The organism is Pseudomonas viciae (assembly GCF_004786035.1).
GTDB lineage: Bacteria > Pseudomonadota > Gammaproteobacteria > Pseudomonadales > Pseudomonadaceae > Aquipseudomonas > Aquipseudomonas viciae.
On the sequence record NZ_CP035088.1, the window covers coordinates 1,732,087 to 1,754,282 of the forward strand.

Genomic DNA, 22,196 nt, shown 5'->3' on the forward strand with positions numbered 1-22,196 from the left:
CATGAGTTTGCTCAATATCGGGATGTCGGGGCTGTCTGCAAGCCAGTCCTCGTTGATGACCACCGGTAACAACATTGCCAACGTCGATACCGCCGGTTATTCGCGTCAGCAGACCGTGCAGACTACCAAGGCATCCAATCAATACGGCAATGTGTTCATCGGCACCGGCACGACCCTGGCCGATGTGCGGCGGGTGTACAGCTCGTACCTCGATGCACAGCTGCGCACCTCCACGTCGCTGGACAATGACGCGCAGATTTACCTGGGACAGGCCTCGCAGGTGGACAAATTGCTGTCCGACAGCGGCACCGGCGTTACCAAGACGCTGCAGTCATTTTTTGCGTCTTTGCAGACGTTGGCGGGCAACTCCAACGACGCCGCTGCGCGTCAAGCGTTGTTGACCAATGCCCAGGGATTGAGTGGCCGCTTCAATGCCATCTCCCAGCAGCTGACTCAGCAAGGCTCATACATCAACGACCAGTTGGGTTCGATGGCCGAACAGGTCAATAAACTGGCCACGACTGTTGCGGCCTACAACCAGAAAATCAGCGAGGCCACAGGTTCGGGGACGGGTGGCATGCCCAACGATTTGCTGGACCAGCGCAACGAGGCTGTTCGCCAGCTGTCTGCGCTGGTGGGCACGCAGGTCACCGAAACCGACGGCAGGATGGATATCTACCTGGGCAGCGGCCAGCCGCTGGTCATCGGCAATACCGCCAATACGTTGCAAGTATCGACTGACAAGAATGACCCTACTCGCTCCTCGCTGATCATGGTGCGTGGCAGTTCGACGATCGATATCACGTCCGTGACCAGCGGCGGCCAGATAGGTGGCCTGTTGCGTTATCGCGAGGAGGTGTTGACACCGGCGATCAACAGCCTGGGTCGCATCGCCATGGTAGTGACCGATCAGATCAACAAACAGTTGGGCCAAGGCCTGGACCAGAACGGTAATTTTGGCGCGTCGTTGTTCAACGACATTAACAGTGCTGCCGCTATCAGCCAGCGCAGCATTGCCAATGGCAACAACAACCCTGCGTCCGGCAATCTGAACGTCACCATCAGCGACACCAGTAAGCTGGCGGCCAGCGATTACCAGGTCACCTTCACCAGCGCCACGGGCTACAGTGTGCGTCGCTTGTCGGATAACACCGACATGGGGGCTTTCACTCTGGGCGCAGCGCCAGCGCCGGTCATTGACGGCTTCAGCCTGAGCCTCAATGCGGGCCCGGTGAACGCCGGCGACACCTTCAAGATTACCCCGACCCGCAGTTCCGCCGCGGACATGAACGTCGTCATGACCGACGCCAAGACCTTGGCCACGGCTGCTCCACTGACGTCCACCAAGGCCTCGGGCAATGACGGCACCGGCGCAGTCAGCCAGCCGACCCTGAGCACCGTCCTGGATATCTACGATCCGGTCCAGCGCCTGGAAGTGCAGACGGCGGTCAAGAATTCGATGCCGGTTCGCCTGCTCATGACCAGCGCCACCGCCTATGAAGCATTCGATGCCAAGGGCAACAGCATCGGCACCGGCACTATCGTGCCTGGGCAGAGCAACGACCTGAGCATTGCGGTGCCTTATCTCGATGGCGGAGGCGTTGCCAAGACATTCAACGTGGCAATGACCCTCAGCGGCAGCCCCGCTGTGGATGACAGCTTCAATATTTCCATGACGGTGGCCAGCAGTACCGACAACCGCAACGCCCAGGCATTGCTCGGTCTGCAAACCAAGGCCACGGTCGGCGCCAATGCCACCAGCCCGGGTGTGAGTTTCACTGATGCCTATGGTGGCCTGGTTTCGTCGGTTGGGTCCCAGGCCAAGCAAGGCCAGTTGGATGCCACCGCTACCGGTACCATCCTGACCCAGGCACGCAACTCTCGTGACTCGCTGTCGGGCGTCGACCTCGATGAGGAGACCGGCAACCTGGTCAAGTACCAGCAGTACTATTCGGCTTCCTCGCAGATCATCAAGGCTGCGCAGGAAACGTTCAACACACTGATCAACGCCCTTTAAGGAGCCGTAGAACATGCGTATTTCTACTGCACAGTACTATGCGACGACGGCTGCCAACTATCAGCGTAACTTCAACAACCTGGTCAAGACCTCCGAGCAGGCCAGCAGCGGCGTGAAGCTGGAGACGGCAGCGGATGATCCGGTCGGTGCGGCGCGCCTGCTGCAACTCGATCAGCAAAAAGCCATGCTGGGCCAGTACACCAGCAACATCAGTGCACTCAATACCGCTCAAGCTCAGGAAGAAGCCGTCCTGGACAGCATCAACAATGTGCTGCAGAAAGTCAGCGAGCTGACGGTGCGTGCCGGTGGCGGTTCGTTGAACGACGACGACCGAAAGTCCATTGCCGCCGAGCTCGGTGCATCCGAAGATCAATTGCTGAGTCTGATGAACAGCAAGGATGCCAATGGCAAATTCATTTTCTCGGGTGCCAGCAACAACACTGAGCCCTTTGTGCGCAACAGCGACGGTACCTACAGCTACCAGGGTGACCAGACTCAGTTGCAATTGAAGATCGGTGACTCGATGTCGCTGGGGCTCAATGATACCGGCTGGGAAGTCTTCGAGCAGGCGATCAACGCCAGTCGCAGTTCGACGACGATGACCGCACCGGCAGTCGATGACGGACGCGTGGCGCTGTCGGAAGGCCTGGTGACCTCCGGTCCGAGTTTCGATGCCAATTTCCGCGGCGGCCAGCCCTACACCCTGTCGTTCAGCAGCAGCACCCAATTCGTGATCACCGATGCCTTGGGCAACGACGTGACTGCCGAGGCCAGTCAGGGCGGAGTGTTTGATCCGAAGAAGGAGGGTGGCTCCGATATCGACTTCCGCGGTGTGACTTTTAAACTGGACATCACTTTCCAGGCGGGTGACAACCCAGCCGACGCTGCCAGTGCTGATGCGGTGATCGCCGGTCACAGTTTCCAGCTGGCGGCCAAGCCAGACAGCTTCATCGCCAATCGTGCCCCAGGCAATGGGTCGACAGCGGTGCTCAGTCAGGCCTCGGTGACCAACGCCGCGGACTATAAGAGCTTTTTCCCTGAGGGCGGGGCCGTCCTGAAGTTCACCAGCCCGACAACGTTCGACCTGTACGCCCGTCCATTGACCAACACCAGCACACCGGTCACCTCCGGTACTGTGGCGGCGGGTGTGGCGACGGCGGCGGGTGTCAGCTTTACCCTCGGTGGGGGAGCACCCGCTGCGGGAGATCAGTTTGATATAGCGGTCAATACCCATCAGACCCAGAACGTGCTCGACACCATCAGCCAGTTGCGTCAGGCGCTTGAAACGCCAACCCAGGGTAACCCGACCGCACAGCGCTTTCTGGAGGACACCATTGCATCGTCCCTCGCCAACCTGGGCAATGCCAAGAACCAGGTCGACCTGGCTCGTGGCGCCATTGGTGCCCGGGGTAATGTGATGGATATGCAAAGCGACCAGAACCAAAGCACCAGCCTGATCAACGACTCGACCCAGAACGGGATCAAGAACACCGATCCGGCTGAAGTACTGACCCGCCTGACCTTGCAGCAGACTATGTTGCAAGCGGCGCAACTGGCGTTCTCGAAGATTTCCCAGTTGGGCCTGTTCAACAAGCTTTGAGTCGGTCTTGACCGCTCACGGCCAGCCCCTGTCACAGGGGGCTGGCTTTTTTTTTGGGTTTTTTTTGAGGTAGGGCAAAGCGGGGCAGGTATTATCAGAGCCACAAAATCAAATAAAGCGCCGATCCCTGAGTGACCCGTCAGTCAAAACGCGCATCTTCACTGTATCCTGTCTGCGGGCGGTGAAGGTGGTGGGGCCGTTTGAGTCCCGACGTTGCCTCCTCTGGGGGCCAATTCCTGACTGTAGACGCCCTCGATTCAGCGAGCGGCGGTGTTCAGCTGTTTATTATTGGGAAGCCATAATGATTGGCATAAAAAATATAGCGAGTTACGTGCCGGCGGCCGGGGTTGACAACTACGCCCAGGGTGCAAAGTTCGACAAGGACGAAACCTTCATCCTTGGCAAGATTGGTTCGGCGTTTTTGCCGCGCAAGGGGGCCGAACAGGAAACTTCCGATCTGTGCGTTGAAGCCGTCAATGCGCTGTTTGCCGCCAGTCCTGAACTCAAGCGTGAATCCATCGACTGCTTGATCGTTGTCACCCAGAACGGCGATGAAGAAGGCTTGCCGCACACGGCAGCAATCGTCCAGGACAAGCTGGGTTTGCCGACCCATGTCGCCGCTTTCGATATTTCCCTGGGCTGTTCCGGCTACGTGTACGGCATCTATGCCCTCAAGGGCTTCATGGAAGCGACAGGGTTGAAAAATGGCCTGCTGGTGACCGCCGACCCGTACTCCAAGATCGTCGATCCGGAAGACCGCAACACCACCATGCTGTTCGGCGATGCTGCCACTGCGACCTGGATGGGCGAAAACGCTATCTGGCAGTTGGGCAAGTCGAAGTTTGGTACTGATGGTTCCGGCGCACCGCACCTTAAAGTCAGCGACGGTGTGTTCTTCATGAACGGTCGCCAGGTCTTCAACTTTGCCTTGCTGAAAGTCCCGGCGCATTTGCATGAGTTGCTGGATGAATCGAATCTGCAGGCTGGCGATATCGATGCCTTCTGCATTCACCAGGGCAGCGCAGCCATTGTTGACGCTGTGGCGCGCCGCTTCGATGAGGGCGGTTCGGCAACGTTCGTCAAGGACATGCTCGAGACCGGGAACACGGTGTCCTCGAGTATCCCGCTGTTGTTGCAGAACCATGTGTTCGATTCAAAATGGACGCGCGTGGCCATCAGTGGCTTTGGTGTCGGCCTGTCCTGGGGCTCGGCGATTCTTTATCGCGGCTGACCCTTACGGCCGTCATCGGCATGGCAAACGCCCGGTAACGCAAGTTTCCGGGCGTTTTGCGTTTTTCTGGCGCCAAAGAATAGCTCTAAATCCTTGAAAATAAAGGGCTGGCAAGCTGCCACTAAAAATTTCCAAAAAAACCCTCAAGCAAAGCACCTTGACGACGATAACTAGTATGTAGGTTCTCTAGGCCACACCCGACGGATGTCAGGGCCGGAAGCCGCAGTATCCATCCAACGAGGATTTCGTCATGGCTTTAACAGTAAACACCAACCAGGCATCTCTGAACGTACAGAAGAACCTGACCAACGCTTCGAACGCGCTGCAGACTTCGATGCAACGCCTGTCTTCCGGCCTGCGTATCAACAGCGCTAAAGACGATGCGGCCGGCCTGCAGATCTCCAACCGTCTGACCAGCCAGATCAACGGCCTGCAGACTGCCATCAAGAACGCCGGTGACGGTATCTCGATCGCACAAACTGCTGAAGGTGCGATGCAAGAATCCACCAACATCCTGCAGAAAATGCGTACCCTGGCCCTGGCTTCCGCTAACGGCTCGCCAAGCGCCGATGACCGTAAGTCGAACAACTCCGAATACGCCGCTCTGACTGCCGAGCTGAGCCGTATCGCTACCACCACTACCTTCGGTGGTCGCAAGATCCTCGACGGTTCGTTCGGTACCACTGCTTTCCAAGTGGGCGCCAACGCCAACGAAACCATCAACATGAGCCTGGGCGACGTGTCGGCCAACAACATCGGCTCCCAGCAGCTGAAAAGCGTGGCCATCGCGCCAAACGCTACCGGTGTTGGCGCTGGTGCGATCGCTGTCACCGGCGGTGGCCAAACTGCTACCGTCAACATTGCCGCCGGTCAGTCCGCCAAGACTACCGCTGCCCAACTGAACGGCGCAGTCGGCGGCCTGTCGGCTACCGCCAGCACTGAAGTACGTTTCGGCGTGAACACCGCAAACATCACTGGTGCTCTTCCAGGTACTGCGAACTTCAGCATCCAGGTAGGTTCGGGCACTGCGGTCAACCTCGTCGGCGTAACCGACACTGCTGGCCTGGCTGACCAACTGAAGTCCAACGCCGCCAAACTGGGCATCAGCGTTAACTTCAACGCCACCACCAACAACCTGGAAATCAAATCCGACACGGGTGAGAACATCATCTTCGCCGGTGCTGACGCCAGTGCTCAGGCTGGTATCACTGTCGCTGCCAAAGACGGTGCAGGTACCTACGGTGCAGGTGTTGCTGCTACCGCCGCTGCTCTGCAGGTGACTGGTGCCGTTTCCCTGAACTCCACCAACAGCTACTCGATGAACGGCGCTGGTGCAACCGGTCTGTTCGTAGCCGCCGGTACTACCGTCAGCTCGACCAAAACCGTGGTTAGCAACACTGACGTGACCACTGCCGCCAACGCGCAAAACGCTGTTGACGTGATCACCCAGGCCATTGCCAACATCGACTCCCAGCGTGCTGACCTCGGTGCTGTACAAAACCGTTTCGACAGCACCGTGGCTAACCTGCGCAGCATCTCGGACAACTCCACCGCTGCTCGTGGTGTGGTCCAGGACGTTGACTTCGCGTCGGAAACCGCTCAGCTGACCAAGCAACAAACCCTGCAACAGGCTTCCACTGCGATCCTGTCTCAGGCTAACCAGCTGCCAAACGCTGTACTGAAGCTGCTTCAGTAATCCCGGCGCTTGGTGACTGACGGAAGGGCGCGTTTACGTGCCCTTTCGTCTTTTCCGTGATGAGGAGATTTAGCATGGACATGAGCGTGAAGTTGAACCTGTCTTATCCGGCTGTTGCGCCTCAGAGCGTAAAACCGGTGGTTACCGGCAACCCGGACCTGCCCAAAGCTGAAGCTGTTGCGTCATTGGCCCCCGAGCCCGAGCCCAAGCGCGAGGATCTGGAAAAGGCTGTAACCGATATTCAGGAGTTCGTCCAGGCTGCCCAGCGCAAACTGGATTTTTCCATTGATGATTCCAGCGGTCGGGTCGTGGTAAAAGTCATCGCTACCGAAACCGGTAACGTGATTCGCCAGATCCCTTCGGAAGCCGCACTAAAACTGGCGCAAAGCCTGTCGGACGCCAGCAACTTGTTGTTCAACGACAGGGTCTGAGCTGGCATGAATTTTGTTGTTGTCGCTGTTTAAGGCGCTCGTGGTCAAGAAAGCGACAGCCACTGGATAAGGAGAGAGATGATGGCAGGTACAACGGTTAGCGGTATTGGTTCGAATATCGATACTCAGTCGATCGTGGCATCTTTGGTAGCCGCTGAAAGGGCACCGAAGCAGACGCAGATCAACAACCAAACGCTGAAAGCGACTACCTCGCTGTCGTCTATCGGCAAAATCCAGGCGGCGCTGGATGCTTTTCGTGGCGCGTTGGACAACATGAAAACCGCCTCCAGCTTCAGCGGCTTGAGCGGTTCCTCGGCTGACGAAAAAGTCGCTACCGTGACTGCGGGGAACGGCGCGGCAGCCGGCAGTTTTGCGCTGACGGTCACTCAGTTGGCCACCGCGTCGAAGATCTCGACCAAGGTCTTTGCTGGCGGCGCTTCTTCGGTGGTCAATGCCGGTGCTTCGGCGACCACCCTGAACATCAAGCAGGGTACCAACACGTTCGCCGTCAGCGTTCCTGCTGGCGCGACGTTGCAGCAGGTCCGCGATTCGATCAACTCTCAGTATGCCAACCAGGGCTTGAGTGCCAACATCCTGACCGATGCCAATGGCTCGCGAATGGTGCTGACGTCGACCACCACCGGTGTCGGTTCTGACCTGACCTTGACGGGGGATTCGGGTTTGGAAACCGGGACTTCGGTCCTGGCTGCACCGCAGAATGCCCTGTACAAACTTGATGGGCTGGCAATGGAGTCCAAGACCAACACCATCGCCGATGCTGTGAGTGGTGTGACCCTCAAGCTGGTGGGGGCTTCCGTGGTTCCGTCCGGCGGTACCGCAACGCCGACCACCATCACGGTCGCGGCCAGCAGTGCGACCTTGAAGTCGTCGGTCAAGGGGTTTGTCGATACCTACAACGCCCTGATCAAGGCTGCCAACGCCGAGACGCAAGTCACGACCAGTGCTGACGGTACCGTGACGTCCGGTGCGCTGACTGGCGATGCCTCGTTGCGTTCGATGTTGTCGGCGGTGCGTACTGAGCTGAACGCAATGTCGGGTACCGGCCAGTTGAAAGCGCTTTCCCAGTTCGGCGTCCAGACCGACCAGAAAACCGGCCTGCTGTCGGTCAACGACAAGCTGTTTGATGCCGCGGCATTGACCAATGCGGCCGATATCAATGGTATCTTCGCCGGCGATAACGGTTTGCTGGCGCGCATGAAGTCTGCCACTGACAGTTTTGCGGTGAGCAAGACCGGTGTTTTTGCCGCACGCTCGGCCAGTCTGAGTGAAAGCCTGACCGATTTGAAAAAGCAGCAGGACACCCTGGATGCGCGGATGGCCAGCCTGCAAACCAGCCTGTCGGCCAAGTACACGGCCATGGACTCCCTGGTTGCCAAGCTGCGAGCGCAGGGTGACAGCATCATGGCCACGCTCAATGCGCTGAATAAATCGTCAGAAGACGACTGATTCAGATCGGCTGCAAAAGACCCAGGTGGGCTGTCATGACAGCGCCTGGGTTTTTTCATTGAGGGTGGTAAACGCTAAAGTTATGTACCGCTCAGTCGACATAATAGTCAGAGCAATCCTTTTTCACTTGTTGTCTGCTACGAGGTAGAAACATGAATCCCATGAGAGCCCTTCGCCAGTATCAGAAGGTCAATTCCCATGCCCAGATATCTGAAGCCAATCCCCATCGCCTGGTGCAAATGTTGATGGAGGGTGGGCTGGACCGCATGGCCCAGGGCAAGGGCGCCATGGAGCGTGGTGACATCGCACTCAAGGGGTTGATGCTGGGCAAGGCTGTCGACATCATCATCGGCCTGCGGGACGGTCTGAACCCGGAAAAGACCGAAGATCCGGCGTCGCTCCAACAGCTCGACAATTTGTATGCCTACATGATGACGCGCCTGATGGAAGCCAACCGCAATAATGATGCCGCGATCATCGACGAAGTCTCGGGTTTGCTCAGCACCCTGAAAAGTGGGTGGGATGCAATTGCCGATCATGCGACTGCCAATCAATAGGCCGGTAGGTCTGAGGATGCCGTAATGAGTCAAGCACTGCAGCGAATCGAACAAACCCGGGATGCCCTGGTCGATGCCCTGGCCGAGCGTAACTGGGAGGCGATCAGTCAATTGGACATGACGTGCCGTTCCTGCATGGAAGACGTTCTGAGCGAGTCCCAGGTGGATGAGGCAGCGTTGCGGATGAATCTTGAGCAATTGCTGGGGGTCTATCGGCAATTGCTGGAGGCGGCGACAGGGGAGCGTCAGGCAATTGTCGACGAGATGTCGCAGATCCAACAAGCACAGAATGCGGCAAAGGTTTACCATCTATTCGGTTAATGCTCAGTTAATCCGAATGCGGTGCGCCATAAATTTGACTGTGCACGGTTTTTTGACTTAACTAGTAGCTGTTTACAGATTTAAGGCGTCTACAGGCATGACAAGTCTGCAAGCGTCTAGCTTGCCCCCAAATTCCGGGCATTGAGTTGACTAGGGAAGTTGCTATTGCATGTGGCGTGAAACCAAAATTCTCCTGATCGATGACGATAGCGTCCGCCGCCGTGATCTGGCGGTGATCCTGAATTTTCTTGGCGAAGAAAATTTACCCTGCGGAAGCCATGACTGGCAGCAGGCCGTCGGCTCTTTGTCGTCCAGTCGCGAAGTCATTTGTGTCCTGATTGGGACCGTTAATGCGCCCGCGACTCTTTTGGGCTTGCTAAAGACACTCTCGACCTGGGATGAGTTCCTTCCGGTTTTGTTAATGGGCGAAAATTCTTCCCTTGACTTGCCTGAAGACCAGCGTCGCCGGGTTCTGTCCACGCTCGAAATGCCGCCCAGTTACAGCAAGTTGCTGGATTCGCTGCACCGCGCCCAGGTTTATCGCGAGATGTACGACCAGGCCCGCGAGCGCGGCAGGCATCGTGAACCCAATCTTTTCCGCAGCCTTGTCGGCACCAGCCGGGCGATCCAGCACGTGCGCCAGATGATGCAGCAGGTGGCCGACACCGACGCCAGCGTGTTGATTCTTGGCGAGTCGGGCACCGGCAAGGAAGTGGTCGCGCGCAATCTGCATTACCACTCCAAGCGCCGCGAAGCGCCGTTCGTACCGGTCAACTGTGGCGCGATCCCGGCCGAGTTGCTGGAAAGTGAACTGTTCGGCCACGAGAAGGGCGCCTTCACTGGCGCGATCACCAGCCGGGCCGGGCGTTTTGAGCTCGCCAACGGCGGCACGCTGTTTCTCGATGAAATCGGCGACATGCCGTTGCCGATGCAGGTCAAGCTGCTGCGGGTCCTGCAGGAGCGTACGTTCGAGCGCGTGGGCAGCAACAAGACCCAGAGCGTCGATGTGCGGATCATTGCCGCGACCCACAAGAACCTCGAGAGCATGATCGAGATCGGCAGCTTCCGCGAAGACCTCTATTACCGCCTCAACGTATTCCCAATCGAAATGGCGCCACTGCGTGAGCGGGTCGAAGACATCCCGCTGTTGATGAACGAACTGATTTCACGCATGGAGCACGAAAAGCGCGGTTCGATCCGCTTCAACTCGGCGGCGATCATGTCCCTGTGCCGCCATGGCTGGCCGGGCAACGTCCGGGAGCTGGCCAACCTGGTGGAGCGCATGGCGATCATGCATCCGTACGGGGTGATCGGCGTGACCGAGTTGCCGAAGAAATTCCGCTACGTCGATGACGAAGACGAGCAGATGGTCGACAGCCTGCGCAGCGATCTGGAAGAGCGGGTGGCCATAAACGGCCATACGCCGGACTTCACCGCCAATGCCTTGCTGCCGCCCGAAGGCCTGGACCTCAAGGATTATCTGGGTGGCCTGGAACAAGGGCTTATCCAGCAGGCTTTGGACGACGCCAACGGGATTGTCGCCCGTGCCGCGGAGCGCCTGCGTATCCGGCGCACCACCCTGGTGGAAAAGATGCGCAAGTACGGCATGAGCCGTCGCGAAGGAGATGAACAGGCGGATGATTGACGCCTGTTTTACAACCGCCTGATTTTCAGGCGGTTTTTTTTCGGCACGGGTATTGCTACAGCCCTCGCAACGTTCCGTTTAACTGACGGTCAGCCAAGCGAGAGACACGATGACCCAAGCCGCCCAGATGTCCCCTGTCCCCGAGTCGGGGCTCATGCCATCCGCCGAGCAGGCAAGCCGGCTTGGACTTGAACAGGCATTTTCGCTGTTTAATCAGATGTCCAGCCAGTTGACCGATTCCTACAGCTTGCTCGAAGCCCGGGTCACCGAGCTCAAGGGTGAACTGGCGGTGGTCAGCGCCCAGCGCATGCAGGAACTGGCGGAAAAAGAACGCCTGGCTAATCGCCTGCAAAATCTTCTCGACCTGTTGCCCGGTGGCGTGATTGTCATCGATGCCCACGGCCGCGTGCGCGAAGCCAACCCGGCTGCCTGCGAGTTGCTTGGCCTGCCACTGGAAGGTGAATTGTGGCGGCATGTCATCGCCCGCTGCTTTGCTCCCCGTGAAGACGACGGCCATGAAGTGTCGCTCAAGGATGGTCGGCGCCTGTCCATCTCGACGCGTTCGCTGGATGCCGAGCCGGGGCAACTGGTGTTGCTCAACGATCTGACTGAAACCCGTCACCTGCAAGATCAGTTGGCCCGTCATGAGCGTCTGTCCTCCCTGGGGCGAATGGTCGCGTCGCTGGCTCACCAGATTCGCACGCCACTGTCTGCCGCGCTTTTGTACGCCAGTCATCTGGCCGAGCAGCCATTGCCTATGGAAACCCAGCAGCGGTTCGCCGGGCGTCTCAAGGAGCGCCTGCACGAGCTGGAGCATCAAGTGCGCGATATGTTGGTATTCGCCCGTGGCGAACTGCCGTTGACCGACCGCGTAACCCCCAAGGCCCTGCTGCAATCGTTGCAGGCAGCGGCGTTGACCCATGTGCAGGATTTTCCGATCCGCTGGCAGTGCGACAGCCATGCCGGTGAAGTGTTGTGTAACCGCGACACTTTGGTGGGGGCGGTGTTGAACCTCATCGAAAACGCAATCCAGGCCAGCGACGGTAATGTTCGCCTGAAGGTGCACTTGTATACCCGCGACAACACCCTGCGCCTGTGTGTCAGCGACAGTGGCAGTGGGATCGAGCCGGCTGTGCTGACGCGCCTGGGTGAGCCGTTCTTCACCACCAAGACCACCGGCACGGGCCTGGGCCTGACCGTGGTCAAGGCCGTGGCCCGTGCGCATCAGGGAGAATTGCAGTTGCGCTCGCGGCTGGGACGCGGCACCTGTGCGCTGGTGCTCTTGCCGCTGTTTTCCTGTGCGCCGGGTGTGGAGTAAAGATCATGGCGATCAAGGTGTTGCTGGTTGAGGATGACCGGGCCCTGCGTGAAGCGCTGGCCGATACATTGATACTGGCCGGGCACGATTACGCTGCCGTCGGTTCGGCGGAAGAGGCATTGCTGGCCGTGGCCCGGGAAGCCTTCAGCCTGGTGGTCAGTGACGTCAATATGCCGGGCATGGACGGCCATCAATTGCTCAGCCTGTTGCGTGCCCGCCAGCCTCAATTGCCCGTGTTGCTGATGACTGCCCATGGTGCCGTCGAGCGTGCGGTGGATGCCATGCGGCAAGGGGCGGCGGATTATCTGGTCAAGCCGTTCGAGCCCAAGGCGCTGTTGGACTTGGTGGCTCGCCATGCCCAAGGCAGTCCGGCCGTTGATGGTGAGGGGCCGGTGGCGTTCGAGCCGGCCAGCGCGCAGTTGCTGGAATTGGCGGCGCGGGTGGCTCGCAGTGATTCGACGGTATTGATTTCTGGCGAGTCCGGCACCGGCAAGGAGGTGCTGGCGCGCTACATTCACCAGCAATCCCGCCGCGCCAGTGAACCGTTCATTGCCATCAACTGCGCCGCGATTCCCGACAACATGCTCGAGGCGACGTTGTTCGGGCACGAAAAGGGTTCGTTCACCGGCGCCATTGCGGCCCAGGCCGGCAAGTTCGAGCAAGCCGATGGCGGCACCATTCTGCTCGATGAAATTTCCGAAATGCCCCTGGGGCTGCAGGCCAAGCTGTTGCGGGTGTTGCAAGAGCGGGAAGTGGAACGGGTCGGTGCGCGCAAGCCCATCAGTCTGGACATTCGCGTAGTGGCGACCACCAACCGCGACCTGGCCGGCGAAGTGGCGGCGGGGCGTTTTCGCGAAGACCTTTACTATCGCTTGTCGGTCTTCCCGCTGGCTTGGCGTCCGCTGCGCGAGCGCACCGCCGATATTCTGCCGCTGGCCGAGCGCCTGCTGACCAAGCACGTCAATAAAATGAAGCACGCGGCCGCCAGACTTTCGGCCGAGGCCCAGGCCTGTCTGATCGCCTATCCCTGGCCCGGCAACGTGCGGGAGTTGGATAACGCCATTCAGCGGGCGTTGATCCTGCAGCAAGGTGGCTTGATCCAGCCTGAGGATTTCTGCCTGGCCGGGCCAGTGGCCTGTGCGCCATTGCCGGTACTGTCACCGGTCACGGCGTTCGTGCCGCCGGTGGAGGTAGAGGGCGAATCGGCTGGCGCTTTGGGGGACGACCTGCGTCGTCGCGAATTCCAGATGATCATCGATACCCTGCGCGCCGAGCGCGGTCGTCGCAAGGAGGCGGCCGAGCGCCTGGGGATCAGTCCGCGCACCCTGCGCTACAAGTTGGCGCAGATGCGTGATGCTGGAATGGATGTCGAGGCCTACCTGTTCGCCAGTTGAGTGATGTGCGCCGAATATTCCCTCGTGGGAGCGGGCTTGCTCGCGAAAGCGATTTGCCAGTCACCGTTGCATTGACTGAACCACCGCTTTCGCGAGCAAGCCCGCTCCCACATGCATTTGTTTCCTGTCGCCATGGAGCTGGCACCCTTGTTGCTAACACCTGTTTACCCGTTGAGTAAGTGTCAAAAAAATGCGGGCCGCCAGAGAGAGTAGACCATGAGCCAAGGTATTGAATTTAATCGGTTGATGCTGGACATGCGCGCCATGCAGATGGACGCCATGGCCCAGCCGAAGTCGGTCGCGGTCCCCCAAGTGGGTGGCAGCAGCTTTTCCGACATGCTCGGTCAAGCCGTCAATAAAGTGAACGATACCCAGCAGGCGTCGAACCAACTGGCCAGTGCTTTCGAGATTGGCAAAAGCGGCGTCGACCTGACGGATGTCATGATCTCCTCGCAGAAAGCCAGTGTCTCGTTTCAGGCGTTGACCCAGGTTCGCAACAAACTGGTTCAAGCCTACCAAGACATCATGCAGATGCCGGTCTAAGGAAACTATTGAGTCATGGCAGAAGCAGCCGCTGATAACGTTCCGGCCAAGGCCACTCCGATAGACGGCAAACCGCCGCTGTTCGGTTTGTCCTTCCTGGAAAACCTCTCCGAGATGACCATGTTGCGTCAGGTTGGCCTGTTGGTCGGCCTGGCTGCCAGCGTGGCGATTGGTTTTGCCGTGGTGCTGTGGTCCCAGCAGCCGGACTACCGTCCGCTGTACGGCAGCCTGGAGGGCATGGACGCCAAGCAAGTCATGGAAACCCTGGCTTCCGCCGACATTCCTTATACCGTTGAACCCAATTCCGGGGCGTTGCTGGTCAAGGCCGACGACGTCGCCCGCGCGCGCCTCAAGCTTGCGGCCGCTGGCGTGACGCCCACCGATGGCAACATCGGTTTTGAGATTCTCGACAAGGACCAGGGCCTGGGTACCAGCCAGTTCATGGAGGCGACCCGTTATCGTCGCGGCCTGGAAGGCGAGTTGGCGCGCACCATTTCCAGCTTGAACAACGTCAAGGGCGCTCGCGTGCACCTGGCAATTCCGAAAAGCTCGGTGTTTGTGCGCGATGAGCGCAAACCGAGTGCTTCGGTACTGGTTGAGCTGTATTCGGGCCGCTCCCTGGAGCCAGGCCAGGTGCTTGCCATCGTCAATCTGGTGGCGACCAGCGTCCCAGAGCTGAGCAAATCACAGATCACAGTGGTCGACCAGAAAGGCAACCTGTTGTCTGATCAGGCGGAAAACTCCGAACTGACCATGGCCGGCAAGCAGTTCGATTACAGTCGTCGCATGGAGGGGATGCTGACCCAGCGGGTGCATAACATCCTGCAACCGATCCTGGGTAACGATCGCTACAAGGCCGAAGTCTCGGCTGATGTGGACTTCAGTGCCGTCGAGTCGACCTCCGAGCAGTTCAATCCGGATCAACCGGCGTTGCGCAGCGAGCAGTCGGTGAACGAGCAGCGTACCGCCAGTAATGGCCCGCAAGGTGTGCCGGGTGCCCTGAGCAACCAGCCACCGTCGCCGGCCAGCGCGCCGCAAACCACTGGTGGTGCCACCGCGGCCGCCGGCATGGTGCAGCCAGGCCAGCCGCTGATCGATGCCAATGGCCAGCAGATCATGGACCCGGCCACCGGCCAGCCGATGCTGGCGCCGTATCCGGCCGACAAGCGTCAACAATCGACCAAGAACTTCGAGCTTGACCGTTCCATCAGTCACACCAAGCAACAGCAGGGCCGTTTGAATCGCCTGTCGGTGGCCGTGGTGGTGGACGATCAGGTCAAGGTCAATCCGGCCAACGGCGAAACCAGTCGAGCGCCGTGGACCACTGACGAATTGGCGCGCTTCACCCGACTGGTGCAGGACGCCGTGGGTTTCGATGCCAGCCGTGGCGACAGCGTCAGCGTGATCAACGTGCCGTTCTCCTCGGAGCGCGGTGAAGTGGTCGCCGAAATTCCGTTTTATTCGCAACCCTGGTTCTGGGATGTGGTCAAGCAAGTATTGGGTGTGCTGTTCATCCTGATACTGGTGTTTGGCGTGCTGCGTCCGGTGCTCAACAACATTACCGGTGGCGGCAAGAACAAGCAGTTGGCGGGCTTGGGTGATGTAGAGCTGGGAGGCATGGGCGGCCTGGATGGCGAATTGGCCAACGATCGCGTCAGCCTCGGCGGGCCGCAGAGCATTCTGCTGCCAAGCCCGAGCGAAGGCTATGACGCTCAGTTGAACGCCATCAAGAGTCTGGTGGCAGAAGACCCGGGTCGTGTGGCCCAGGTCGTGAAAGAGTGGATTAACGCAGATGAGTGATAATCGAGCCGCTGTTGCCAAATTGTCCCGGGTCGACAAAGCCGCGATTTTGTTGCTGTCCCTGGGTTCGACCGATGCCGCCCAAGTGCTGCGCCACATGGGGCCCAAGGAGGTCCAGCGGGTGGGCGTGGCCATGGCGCAGATGGGCAACGTGCACCGTGAGCAGGTCGAACAGGTCATGAGCGAGTTCGTCGACATCGTCGGCGATCAGACCAGCCTGGGCGTCGGTTCCGATGACTACGTGCGCAAGATGCTTACCCAGGCCCTGGGCGAGGACAAGGCCAACGGCCTCATCGACCGTATCCTGCTGGGTGGCAATACCAGCGGCCTGGACAGCCTCAAGTGGATGGAGCCGCGTGCCGTTGCCGACGTGATCCGTTACGAGCACCCGCAGATCCAGGCGATCGTGGTGGCTTATCTCGATCCGGACCAGGCCGGTGAAGTGTTGGGCAACTTCGACCATAAAGTGCGCCTGGACATCATTTTGCGGGTGTCGTCGCTCAACACCGTGCAGCCAGCGGCCCTGAAAGAATTGAACCAGATCCTCGAGAAGCAGTTCTCGGGCAATTCCAACGCCTCGCGCACCACCCTGGGTGGTATCAAGCGTGCGGCGGACATCATGAACTTCCTCGACAGTTCGATCGAAGGTCAGTTGATGGATTCGATCCGCGAAGTCGACGAAGACTTGTCCGGTCAGATCGAAGACCTCATGTTCGTGTTCAACAACCTGTCCGATGTCGACGACCGCGGTATTCAGGCACTGTTGCGCGAAGTGTCCTCCGATGTGTTGGTGCTGGCCCTCAAGGGGTCGGACGAAGGCGTCAAGGAGAAGATCTTCAAGAACATGTCCAAACGAGCGGCCGAACTGTTGCGCGACGACCTCGAGGCCAAAGGCCCGGTGCGCGTCAGCGATGTGGAAACCGCACAGAAGGAAATCCTCACCATCGCCCGCCGTATGGCCGAAGCCGGAGAGATCGTTCTCGGTGGCAAGGGCGGCGAAGAGATGATCTAAGGTCGTTATGTCTGCCAAGAGTGATGATTCACCCAGCGACCTGATCCGCGCCCGGGACGTCGGTGGTTTCGACGTCTGGTCGCTGCCCAGCTTCGACCCCCACGTGCCCGAGCCTGAGCCGGAGCCTGTGGAGGAGTTGCAGGAAGAAATTGAGGAAGTGCCACTGGAAGAGGTCCAGCCACTGACCCTCGAAGAAGTCGAAAGCATTCGCCAGGAGGCTTATAACGAAGGCTTCGCGGTCGGCGAGAAGGAAGGTTTCCACAGCACCACCCTCAAGGTTCGTCAGGAAGCCGATGTGGCGCTGACGGCCAAGCTGCGGGCGTTGGAATCGCTGATGCTCAACCTGTTCAATCCCATCGCCGAGCAGGACACCCAGATCGAGAAATCACTGGTGGACCTGGTGCAACACATCACCAAACAGGTGATCCAGCGCGAACTGGCGATTGATTCGAACCAGATCGAACACGTCATGCGTGAAGCCCTCAAGCTATTGCCGCTGGGCGTGGGCAATGTGCGGCTGTACATCAACCCCCAGGATTTCGAGCTGGTCAAAGCCTTGCGCGAGCGTCATGAAGAAACCTGGCGCATCGTGGAAGATGCTTCGTTGCTGCCCGGTGGTTGCCGTGTGGAAACCGAGCACAGCCGTATCGATGCAACGGTTGAAACCCGCATCAGCCAGGTCATGGCCAAACTGTTCGATCAACTGCACGAACAGGCCCTGCACCCGGCGGCCAGTGATTTGAGCCTGGAGTTACCGGACGAGCCCAAGGTCGCCACCAGTATCGATCTGGATGGCGCCCAATCAATTGTTTCTGAGCCGGACGGCCACGATGCGCCTTGAGCGAACCAGCTTCGGCAAGCGCCTGGGCAGCTACGCCGAGGCCACCGAACTGGCCGGCCAGCCGATCCTGGAAGGGCGCCTGCTGCGCATGGTCGGCCTGACGCTGGAAGCTGAAGGCTTGCGTGCCGCCATGGGCAGTCGCTGCATGGTGATCAACGACGACAGCTATCACCCGGTGCAAGTCGAAGCCGAAGTCATGGGTTTTTCCGGCAGCAAGGTCTTTCTGATGCCGGTGGGCAGTGTGGCCGGCATCGCCCCTGGTGCGCGCGTGGTGCCCCTGGCCGACACCGGCCGACTGCCCATGGGCATGGGCATGCTTGGGCGCGTGCTGGACGGGGCCGGACGTGCCTTGGACGGCAAGGGCGGGATGAAGGCTGAAGACTGGGTGCCGATGGACGGCCCGACGATCAACCCCCTCAAGCGCGACCCCATCAGCGTGCCGCTGGACGTGGGCATCCGTTGCATCAACGGTTTATTGACGGTTGGGCGCGGCCAACGTCTTGGCCTGTTCGCCGGTACCGGGGTGGGCAAGAGTGTGCTGCTGGGCATGATGACCCGATTCACTGAAGCCGACATCATCGTGGTGGGGCTGATCGGCGAGCGGGGCCGCGAGGTGAAGGAGTTCATCGAGCACATCCTGGGCGAAGAAGGGCTCAAGCGTTCGGTCGTAGTGGCCTCGCCAGCGGACGATGCTCCACTGATGCGGCTGCGGGCCGCCATGTACTGCACACGCATCGCCGAGTATTTTCGCGACAAGGGCAAGAACGTCCTGTTGCTGATGGATTCGCTCACTCGTTTCGCCCAGGCCCAACGGGAAATCGCCCTGGCCATTGGCGAGCCTCCGGCGACCAAGGGTTATCCGCCGTCGGTGTTTGCCAAGCTGCCGAAACTGGTGGAGCGCGCCGGTAACGCGGAAAAGGGCGGCGGCTCAATCACGGCGTTCTATACCGTGCTGTCGGAAGGCGACGACCAACAAGACCCCATTGCCGACTCCGCACGGGGCGTGCTCGACGGGCACATTGTGCTGTCCAGGCGCCTGGCCGAAGAAGGGCATTACCCGGCCATCGACATCGAGGCGTCCATCAGCCGGGTCATGCCGTCGGTCATCAGTGCCGAACACATGAAGCGTGCCCAACAGTTCAAGCAATACTGGTCGCGCTATCAGCAAAGCCGCGACCTGATCAGCGTCGGCGCTTACGTGCCCGGCGGCGACCGTGAGACCGACACCGCCATCAATCTTTATCCGGCCATGGCCGTTTACCTGCGCCAGGGCTTGAACGACAACATCGGCATGGGCGCCAGTGAAGCGCACCTGCAAAGCATTTTTACCCCGGTCGCAGGCACGTAACCGGCCATGGCCACGAGTCGTGCGGCGCGCCTGGCGCCGGTGGTGGACATGGCGGAAAAGGCCGAGAAAACCGCGGTCCAGCGGCTGGCCTATTTTCAGGGCCAAGTGGCCGTCGCCGAAAGCAAGCTGGCGGACCTCGAGAATTTTCGCCTCGAATATCAGGAACAGTGGATCGCTCGCGGCAGCCACGGGGTTTCCGGGCAATGGCTGCTGGGTTACCAAGGGTTTCTTGCGCAATTGGGCACCGCTATCGACCAGCAGCGCCAGAGCCTCGTCTGGCACCAGAACAACCTGGAAAAGGCCCGCCAGAGTTGGCAAGAGGCCTTCGCCCGGGTCGAAGGGCTGCGCAAATTGGTGCAGCGCTATATCGATGAAGCGCGGCGTTTGGAAGACAAGCGCGAACAGAAGTTGTTGGATGAGTTGTCCCAGCGCCTGCCGCGTCAGGATTCGTATTGATGATGGCGCCGGGATATTGTCTGGTAAGCGACCAAAAACCTTGCTCAGACCTCTACCAGATGCTAAACCTTGTATACGTTCGTCCATGACAAGGAAGCCGATTTATGACAGTCAGTACCGCTATATCCCCCGATGGGCAGAAGCTGACAATTTCGATCAAGGGGCGTTTCGATTTCGGGCGGCATCAGGAATTTCGTGAGTCCTACGAAAAGCTCGACAGGAAGCCTGAATCCATTGTGGTGGATTTGAAAGAGGCCACCTATCTGGACAGCTCCGCGCTGGGCATGCTCTTGCTGTTGCGCGACCATGCCGGCGGCGACAGTTCCGATATCCGTGTTGTCAACAGCAGCATTGACGTCAAGAAAATCCTCGCGATTTCCAACTTCGACAAGCTGTTCGACATCAGTTGATCATCATGCAATCGTCGGAGTCGCTAACCGTTCTTATTGCCGAGGACAGCGCCGCCGATCGCCTCCTGTTGTCAACTATTGTTCGTCGCCAGGGTCATCAGGTCCTGACTGCCGCTGACGGTGCCGAAGCGGTTGAGGTTTATCGCCAGCAGCGTCCGCAACTGGTGCTGATGGACGCCATGATGCCGGTGATGGATGGTTTCGAAGCCGCGCAGCAGATCAAGCAATTGGCCGGTGAGCAACTGGTCCCTATCATTTTCCTGACCTCCCTGACCGAAAGCGAAGGCTTGGCCCGTTGTCTGGAGGCTGGCGGTGACGATTTCCTGGCCAAACCTTATAACCAGGTGATCCTGGCTGCCAAGATCAAGGCCATGGACCGCTTGCGTCGGTTGCAGGCCACCGTGCTGGAGCAGCGTGACCAGATCGCCCGACACCATAACTACCTGCTCAACGAACAGCGCGTCGCCAAGGCCGTGTTCGACAAAATCGCCCATTCCGGCTGCCTGAATGCACCGAACATCCGTTACCTGCAATCGCCCTATGCCTTGTTCAACGGTGATCTGCTGCTGGCCGCATTCAACCCGGCCGGCGACATGCACATCCTGCTGGGAGATTTCACCGGGCACGGTCTGCCGGCGGCGGTTGGCGCGATGCCGCTGGCGGAAGTGTTCTATGGGATGACCGCCAAAGGCTACGGCCTGGCGCAGATCCTGCGGGAGATGAATGCCAAGCTCAAGCGCATCCTGCCGGTGGATATGTTCTGTTGCGCGACGCTGTTGTGCCTGAGTTTCGAGCGTTGCACGGTGGAAATCTGGAACGGCGGCATGCCCGATGGCTATCTGCATGACAGCCTCAGTGGCGCACGCACGCCACTGCCGGCACGACACTTGCCGTTGGGTGTGCTCACGCCTCAGTTATTCGATGATCGTACTGAAGTGCACCCGATGACACTGGGGGACCGGGTATTCCTGTTGTCCGACGGTGTCATCGAGACCAGTGACGTAAACGACCAGCCGTTTGGCGTTGAAGGATTGCAGCAGGTGTTCGCGGCCAACCGTGAACCTGACCGTCTGTTCGAAGATATTCAACAGGCGCTACGAGACTTTCGTGGTGAGTCCCGGGATGACTTCAGCATGGTGGAAGTGTGTCTGGTCGCGCCAGGGCAACTCAATCCGCCGCCGCCGGTCTATTCCGATAGTGGGCAGTCCAGTCCGCTGGACTGGTCGGTGAGCTTCGAGTTTCGAGCGCAGACGCTCAGGCGATTCAATCCCATGCCGTACTTGTTGCAGTTGCTGCTTGAGGTTCATGGGCTCAGGGCACAGAGTGGTGCCCTGTACAGCGTCATGTCGGAGCTTTACTCCAATGCCCTGGATCATGGCGTGCTGGGGCTCGACTCGAGCCTCAAGCGTGATGCGGCGGGTTTTGCCCGGTACTATAGGGAGCGCAATACGCGCCTGGAGGAACTGAGTGATGGTCACGTGCGGGTGCACTTGCACGTCACGCCCCATGGCGACGGTGGCCGCCTGGTCATCGAAGTCGAAGACAGCGGCGAGGGTTTCGATGTTGCCCGGGTGCTGGCGTGGCCGCTGGACAGTGATCGGTTGTCCGGACGCGGCGTGAGTCTGGTGCGCCAGTTGGGCCATCAGGCCTGCTGGTCCGACGATGGTCGTAGTGCGCGCGTGGAGTTTTTCTGGGAGGCTCCGGCATAATCGGCGCCATTCTTGATCAGGGAGCGAACAAGTGAGTGAGATTCATCTGGACCGCGACGTGCTCAGCACGTTGAAGGAAGTCATGGAGGACGGGTATCTGGAGCTACTGGATACTTTTCTCAACGATTCCGAAGCACGCCTGCGCGTGCTGCATGAAGCTCGGGACGCTGAAAAGCTGAGCGCCACGGCCCACAGCTTCAAGGGCAGCAGCAGTAATATGGGCGCCATCCGCTTGGCCGAGCTATGCGCAGAGTTGGAACTGCGGGCCAAGCAGCCATCATTGGGCGGTATCGAGAAACTGGTCAGTGAAATCGAGAGTGAGTTTGCCCATGTTCGCAATCTTTGCAGGGAAGAGCGCGAAGGCTTCCACTGCTGAGAGCTGATCGCTGTGCCGACGTTG

At 59.3% G+C, this 22,196-nt stretch carries 20 protein-coding genes; all 20 read left to right on the forward strand.

Features of this window, described 5'->3' with window-relative positions:
- Position 1: 1 nt before the first annotated feature.
- Positions 2-2,017: a flagellar hook-associated protein FlgK gene (gene flgK / locus EPZ47_RS07945; RefSeq protein ID WP_135844281.1), complete on the forward strand. Its 2,016-nt coding sequence runs from the start codon at positions 2-4 to the stop codon at positions 2,015-2,017.
- Positions 2,018-2,030: 13 nt separating this feature from the next.
- A complete protein-coding gene (locus tag EPZ47_RS07950; protein WP_135844282.1) occupies positions 2,031-3,617 on the forward strand; it encodes a flagellar hook-associated protein 3 in 1,587 nt (528 codons plus the stop codon).
- Between the two features lie 301 nt (positions 3,618-3,918).
- Complete coding sequence (locus EPZ47_RS07955; RefSeq protein WP_057448529.1) at positions 3,919-4,848, forward strand: ketoacyl-ACP synthase III; 930 nt, start codon at positions 3,919-3,921, stop codon at positions 4,846-4,848.
- 250 nt (positions 4,849-5,098) lie between these two features.
- On the forward strand, positions 5,099-6,544 hold the full coding sequence (locus tag EPZ47_RS07960; protein WP_135844283.1) for a flagellin N-terminal helical domain-containing protein: 1,446 nt from the start codon (positions 5,099-5,101) through the stop codon (positions 6,542-6,544).
- A 74-nt stretch (positions 6,545-6,618) separates the two neighbouring features.
- Complete coding sequence (locus tag EPZ47_RS07965) at positions 6,619-6,975, forward strand: flagellar protein FlaG (protein ID WP_135844284.1); 357 nt, start codon at positions 6,619-6,621, stop codon at positions 6,973-6,975.
- 81 nt (positions 6,976-7,056) lie between these two features.
- On the forward strand, positions 7,057-8,442 hold the full coding sequence (gene fliD / locus EPZ47_RS07970) for a flagellar filament capping protein FliD (protein ID WP_135844285.1): 1,386 nt from the start codon (positions 7,057-7,059) through the stop codon (positions 8,440-8,442).
- Between the two features lie 152 nt (positions 8,443-8,594).
- On the forward strand, positions 8,595-8,999 hold the full coding sequence (gene fliS / locus EPZ47_RS07975; RefSeq protein WP_135844286.1) for a flagellar export chaperone FliS: 405 nt from the start codon (positions 8,595-8,597) through the stop codon (positions 8,997-8,999).
- Between the two features lie 24 nt (positions 9,000-9,023).
- Complete coding sequence (gene fliT / locus EPZ47_RS07980; protein WP_135844287.1) at positions 9,024-9,320, forward strand: flagellar protein FliT; 297 nt, start codon at positions 9,024-9,026, stop codon at positions 9,318-9,320.
- Positions 9,321-9,489: 169 nt separating this feature from the next.
- Positions 9,490-10,965 carry a sigma-54 dependent transcriptional regulator gene (locus tag EPZ47_RS07985; RefSeq protein ID WP_135844288.1) on the forward strand — a complete coding sequence of 492 codons (1,476 nt, stop codon included), beginning with the start codon at positions 9,490-9,492 and terminating at the stop codon, positions 10,963-10,965.
- A gap of 127 nt (positions 10,966-11,092) precedes the next feature.
- Positions 11,093-12,283, forward strand: a complete 1,191-nt coding sequence (locus tag EPZ47_RS07990) for a sensor histidine kinase (protein ID WP_178084300.1) — start codon at positions 11,093-11,095, stop codon at positions 12,281-12,283.
- 5 nt (positions 12,284-12,288) lie between these two features.
- Entirely contained in the window at positions 12,289-13,677 is a 1,389-nt protein-coding gene (fleR, locus tag EPZ47_RS07995) for a sigma-54-dependent response regulator transcription factor FleR (RefSeq protein ID WP_135844290.1), read from the forward strand.
- Between the two features lie 216 nt (positions 13,678-13,893).
- The gene (gene fliE / locus EPZ47_RS08000; protein ID WP_003199082.1) at positions 13,894-14,220 is read left to right on the forward strand and encodes a flagellar hook-basal body complex protein FliE; all 327 of its coding nucleotides are present in this window, start codon (positions 13,894-13,896) and stop codon (positions 14,218-14,220) included.
- Positions 14,221-14,235: 15 nt separating this feature from the next.
- Entirely contained in the window at positions 14,236-16,020 is a 1,785-nt protein-coding gene (gene fliF / locus EPZ47_RS08005; RefSeq protein ID WP_135844291.1) for a flagellar basal-body MS-ring/collar protein FliF, read from the forward strand.
- A complete protein-coding gene (gene fliG / locus EPZ47_RS08010; protein WP_003184041.1) occupies positions 16,013-17,032 on the forward strand; it encodes a flagellar motor switch protein FliG in 1,020 nt (339 codons plus the stop codon). The genes fliF and fliG overlap by 8 nt, the downstream gene beginning before the upstream one ends.
- 7 nt (positions 17,033-17,039) lie before the next feature.
- Entirely contained in the window at positions 17,040-17,873 is an 834-nt protein-coding gene (fliH, locus tag EPZ47_RS08015) for a flagellar assembly protein FliH (RefSeq protein ID WP_135844292.1), read from the forward strand.
- A complete protein-coding gene (fliI, locus tag EPZ47_RS08020) occupies positions 17,863-19,221 on the forward strand; it encodes a flagellar protein export ATPase FliI (protein ID WP_135844293.1) in 1,359 nt (452 codons plus the stop codon). Before fliH ends, fliI begins: the two co-directional genes overlap by 11 nt.
- Positions 19,222-19,227: 6 nt before the next feature.
- Positions 19,228-19,677: a flagellar export protein FliJ gene (fliJ, locus tag EPZ47_RS08025; RefSeq protein ID WP_135844294.1), complete on the forward strand. Its 450-nt coding sequence runs from the start codon at positions 19,228-19,230 to the stop codon at positions 19,675-19,677.
- A gap of 104 nt (positions 19,678-19,781) precedes the next feature.
- On the forward strand, positions 19,782-20,087 hold the full coding sequence (locus tag EPZ47_RS08030; RefSeq protein ID WP_135844295.1) for an STAS domain-containing protein: 306 nt from the start codon (positions 19,782-19,784) through the stop codon (positions 20,085-20,087).
- 5 nt (positions 20,088-20,092) lie between these two features.
- On the forward strand, positions 20,093-21,796 hold the full coding sequence (locus tag EPZ47_RS08035; RefSeq protein ID WP_135844296.1) for an ATP-binding SpoIIE family protein phosphatase: 1,704 nt from the start codon (positions 20,093-20,095) through the stop codon (positions 21,794-21,796).
- Positions 21,797-21,827: 31 nt separating this feature from the next.
- Complete coding sequence (locus EPZ47_RS08040; RefSeq protein ID WP_135844297.1) at positions 21,828-22,172, forward strand: Hpt domain-containing protein; 345 nt, start codon at positions 21,828-21,830, stop codon at positions 22,170-22,172.
- Positions 22,173-22,196: the final 24 nt, after the last annotated feature.

What these genes read in the sequence shown, in the direction of transcription:
- EPZ47_RS07965 (WP_135844284.1), top strand. Translation starts at nt 6,619, where the DNA reads ATGGACATGAGCGTGAAGTTGAACCTGTCTTATCCGGCTGTTGCGCCT.
- flgK (WP_135844281.1), top strand. Translation starts at nt 2, where the DNA reads ATGAGTTTGCTCAATATCGGGATGTCGGGGCTGTCTGCAAGCCAGTCC.
- EPZ47_RS07960 (WP_135844283.1), top strand. Translation starts at nt 5,099, where the DNA reads ATGGCTTTAACAGTAAACACCAACCAGGCATCTCTGAACGTACAGAAG.
- fliI (WP_135844293.1), top strand. Translation starts at nt 17,863, where the DNA reads ATGCGCCTTGAGCGAACCAGCTTCGGCAAGCGCCTGGGCAGCTACGCC.
- EPZ47_RS07950 (WP_135844282.1), top strand. Translation starts at nt 2,031, where the DNA reads ATGCGTATTTCTACTGCACAGTACTATGCGACGACGGCTGCCAACTAT.
- EPZ47_RS07985 (WP_135844288.1), top strand. Translation starts at nt 9,490, where the DNA reads ATGTGGCGTGAAACCAAAATTCTCCTGATCGATGACGATAGCGTCCGC.
- fliS (WP_135844286.1), top strand. Translation starts at nt 8,595, where the DNA reads ATGAATCCCATGAGAGCCCTTCGCCAGTATCAGAAGGTCAATTCCCAT.
- fliJ (WP_135844294.1), top strand. Translation starts at nt 19,228, where the DNA reads ATGGCCACGAGTCGTGCGGCGCGCCTGGCGCCGGTGGTGGACATGGCG.
- EPZ47_RS08030 (WP_135844295.1), top strand. Translation starts at nt 19,782, where the DNA reads ATGACAGTCAGTACCGCTATATCCCCCGATGGGCAGAAGCTGACAATT.
- fliE (WP_003199082.1), top strand. Translation starts at nt 13,894, where the DNA reads ATGAGCCAAGGTATTGAATTTAATCGGTTGATGCTGGACATGCGCGCC.
- fleR (WP_135844290.1), top strand. Translation starts at nt 12,289, where the DNA reads ATGGCGATCAAGGTGTTGCTGGTTGAGGATGACCGGGCCCTGCGTGAA.
- EPZ47_RS07990 (WP_178084300.1), top strand. Translation starts at nt 11,093, where the DNA reads ATGTCCCCTGTCCCCGAGTCGGGGCTCATGCCATCCGCCGAGCAGGCA.
- fliF (WP_135844291.1), top strand. Translation starts at nt 14,236, where the DNA reads ATGGCAGAAGCAGCCGCTGATAACGTTCCGGCCAAGGCCACTCCGATA.
- EPZ47_RS08035 (WP_135844296.1), top strand. Translation starts at nt 20,093, where the DNA reads ATGCAATCGTCGGAGTCGCTAACCGTTCTTATTGCCGAGGACAGCGCC.
- EPZ47_RS07955 (WP_057448529.1), top strand. Translation starts at nt 3,919, where the DNA reads ATGATTGGCATAAAAAATATAGCGAGTTACGTGCCGGCGGCCGGGGTT.
- fliD (WP_135844285.1), top strand. Translation starts at nt 7,057, where the DNA reads ATGGCAGGTACAACGGTTAGCGGTATTGGTTCGAATATCGATACTCAG.
- fliT (WP_135844287.1), top strand. Translation starts at nt 9,024, where the DNA reads ATGAGTCAAGCACTGCAGCGAATCGAACAAACCCGGGATGCCCTGGTC.
- fliH (WP_135844292.1), top strand. Translation starts at nt 17,040, where the DNA reads ATGTCTGCCAAGAGTGATGATTCACCCAGCGACCTGATCCGCGCCCGG.
- fliG (WP_003184041.1), top strand. Translation starts at nt 16,013, where the DNA reads ATGAGTGATAATCGAGCCGCTGTTGCCAAATTGTCCCGGGTCGACAAA.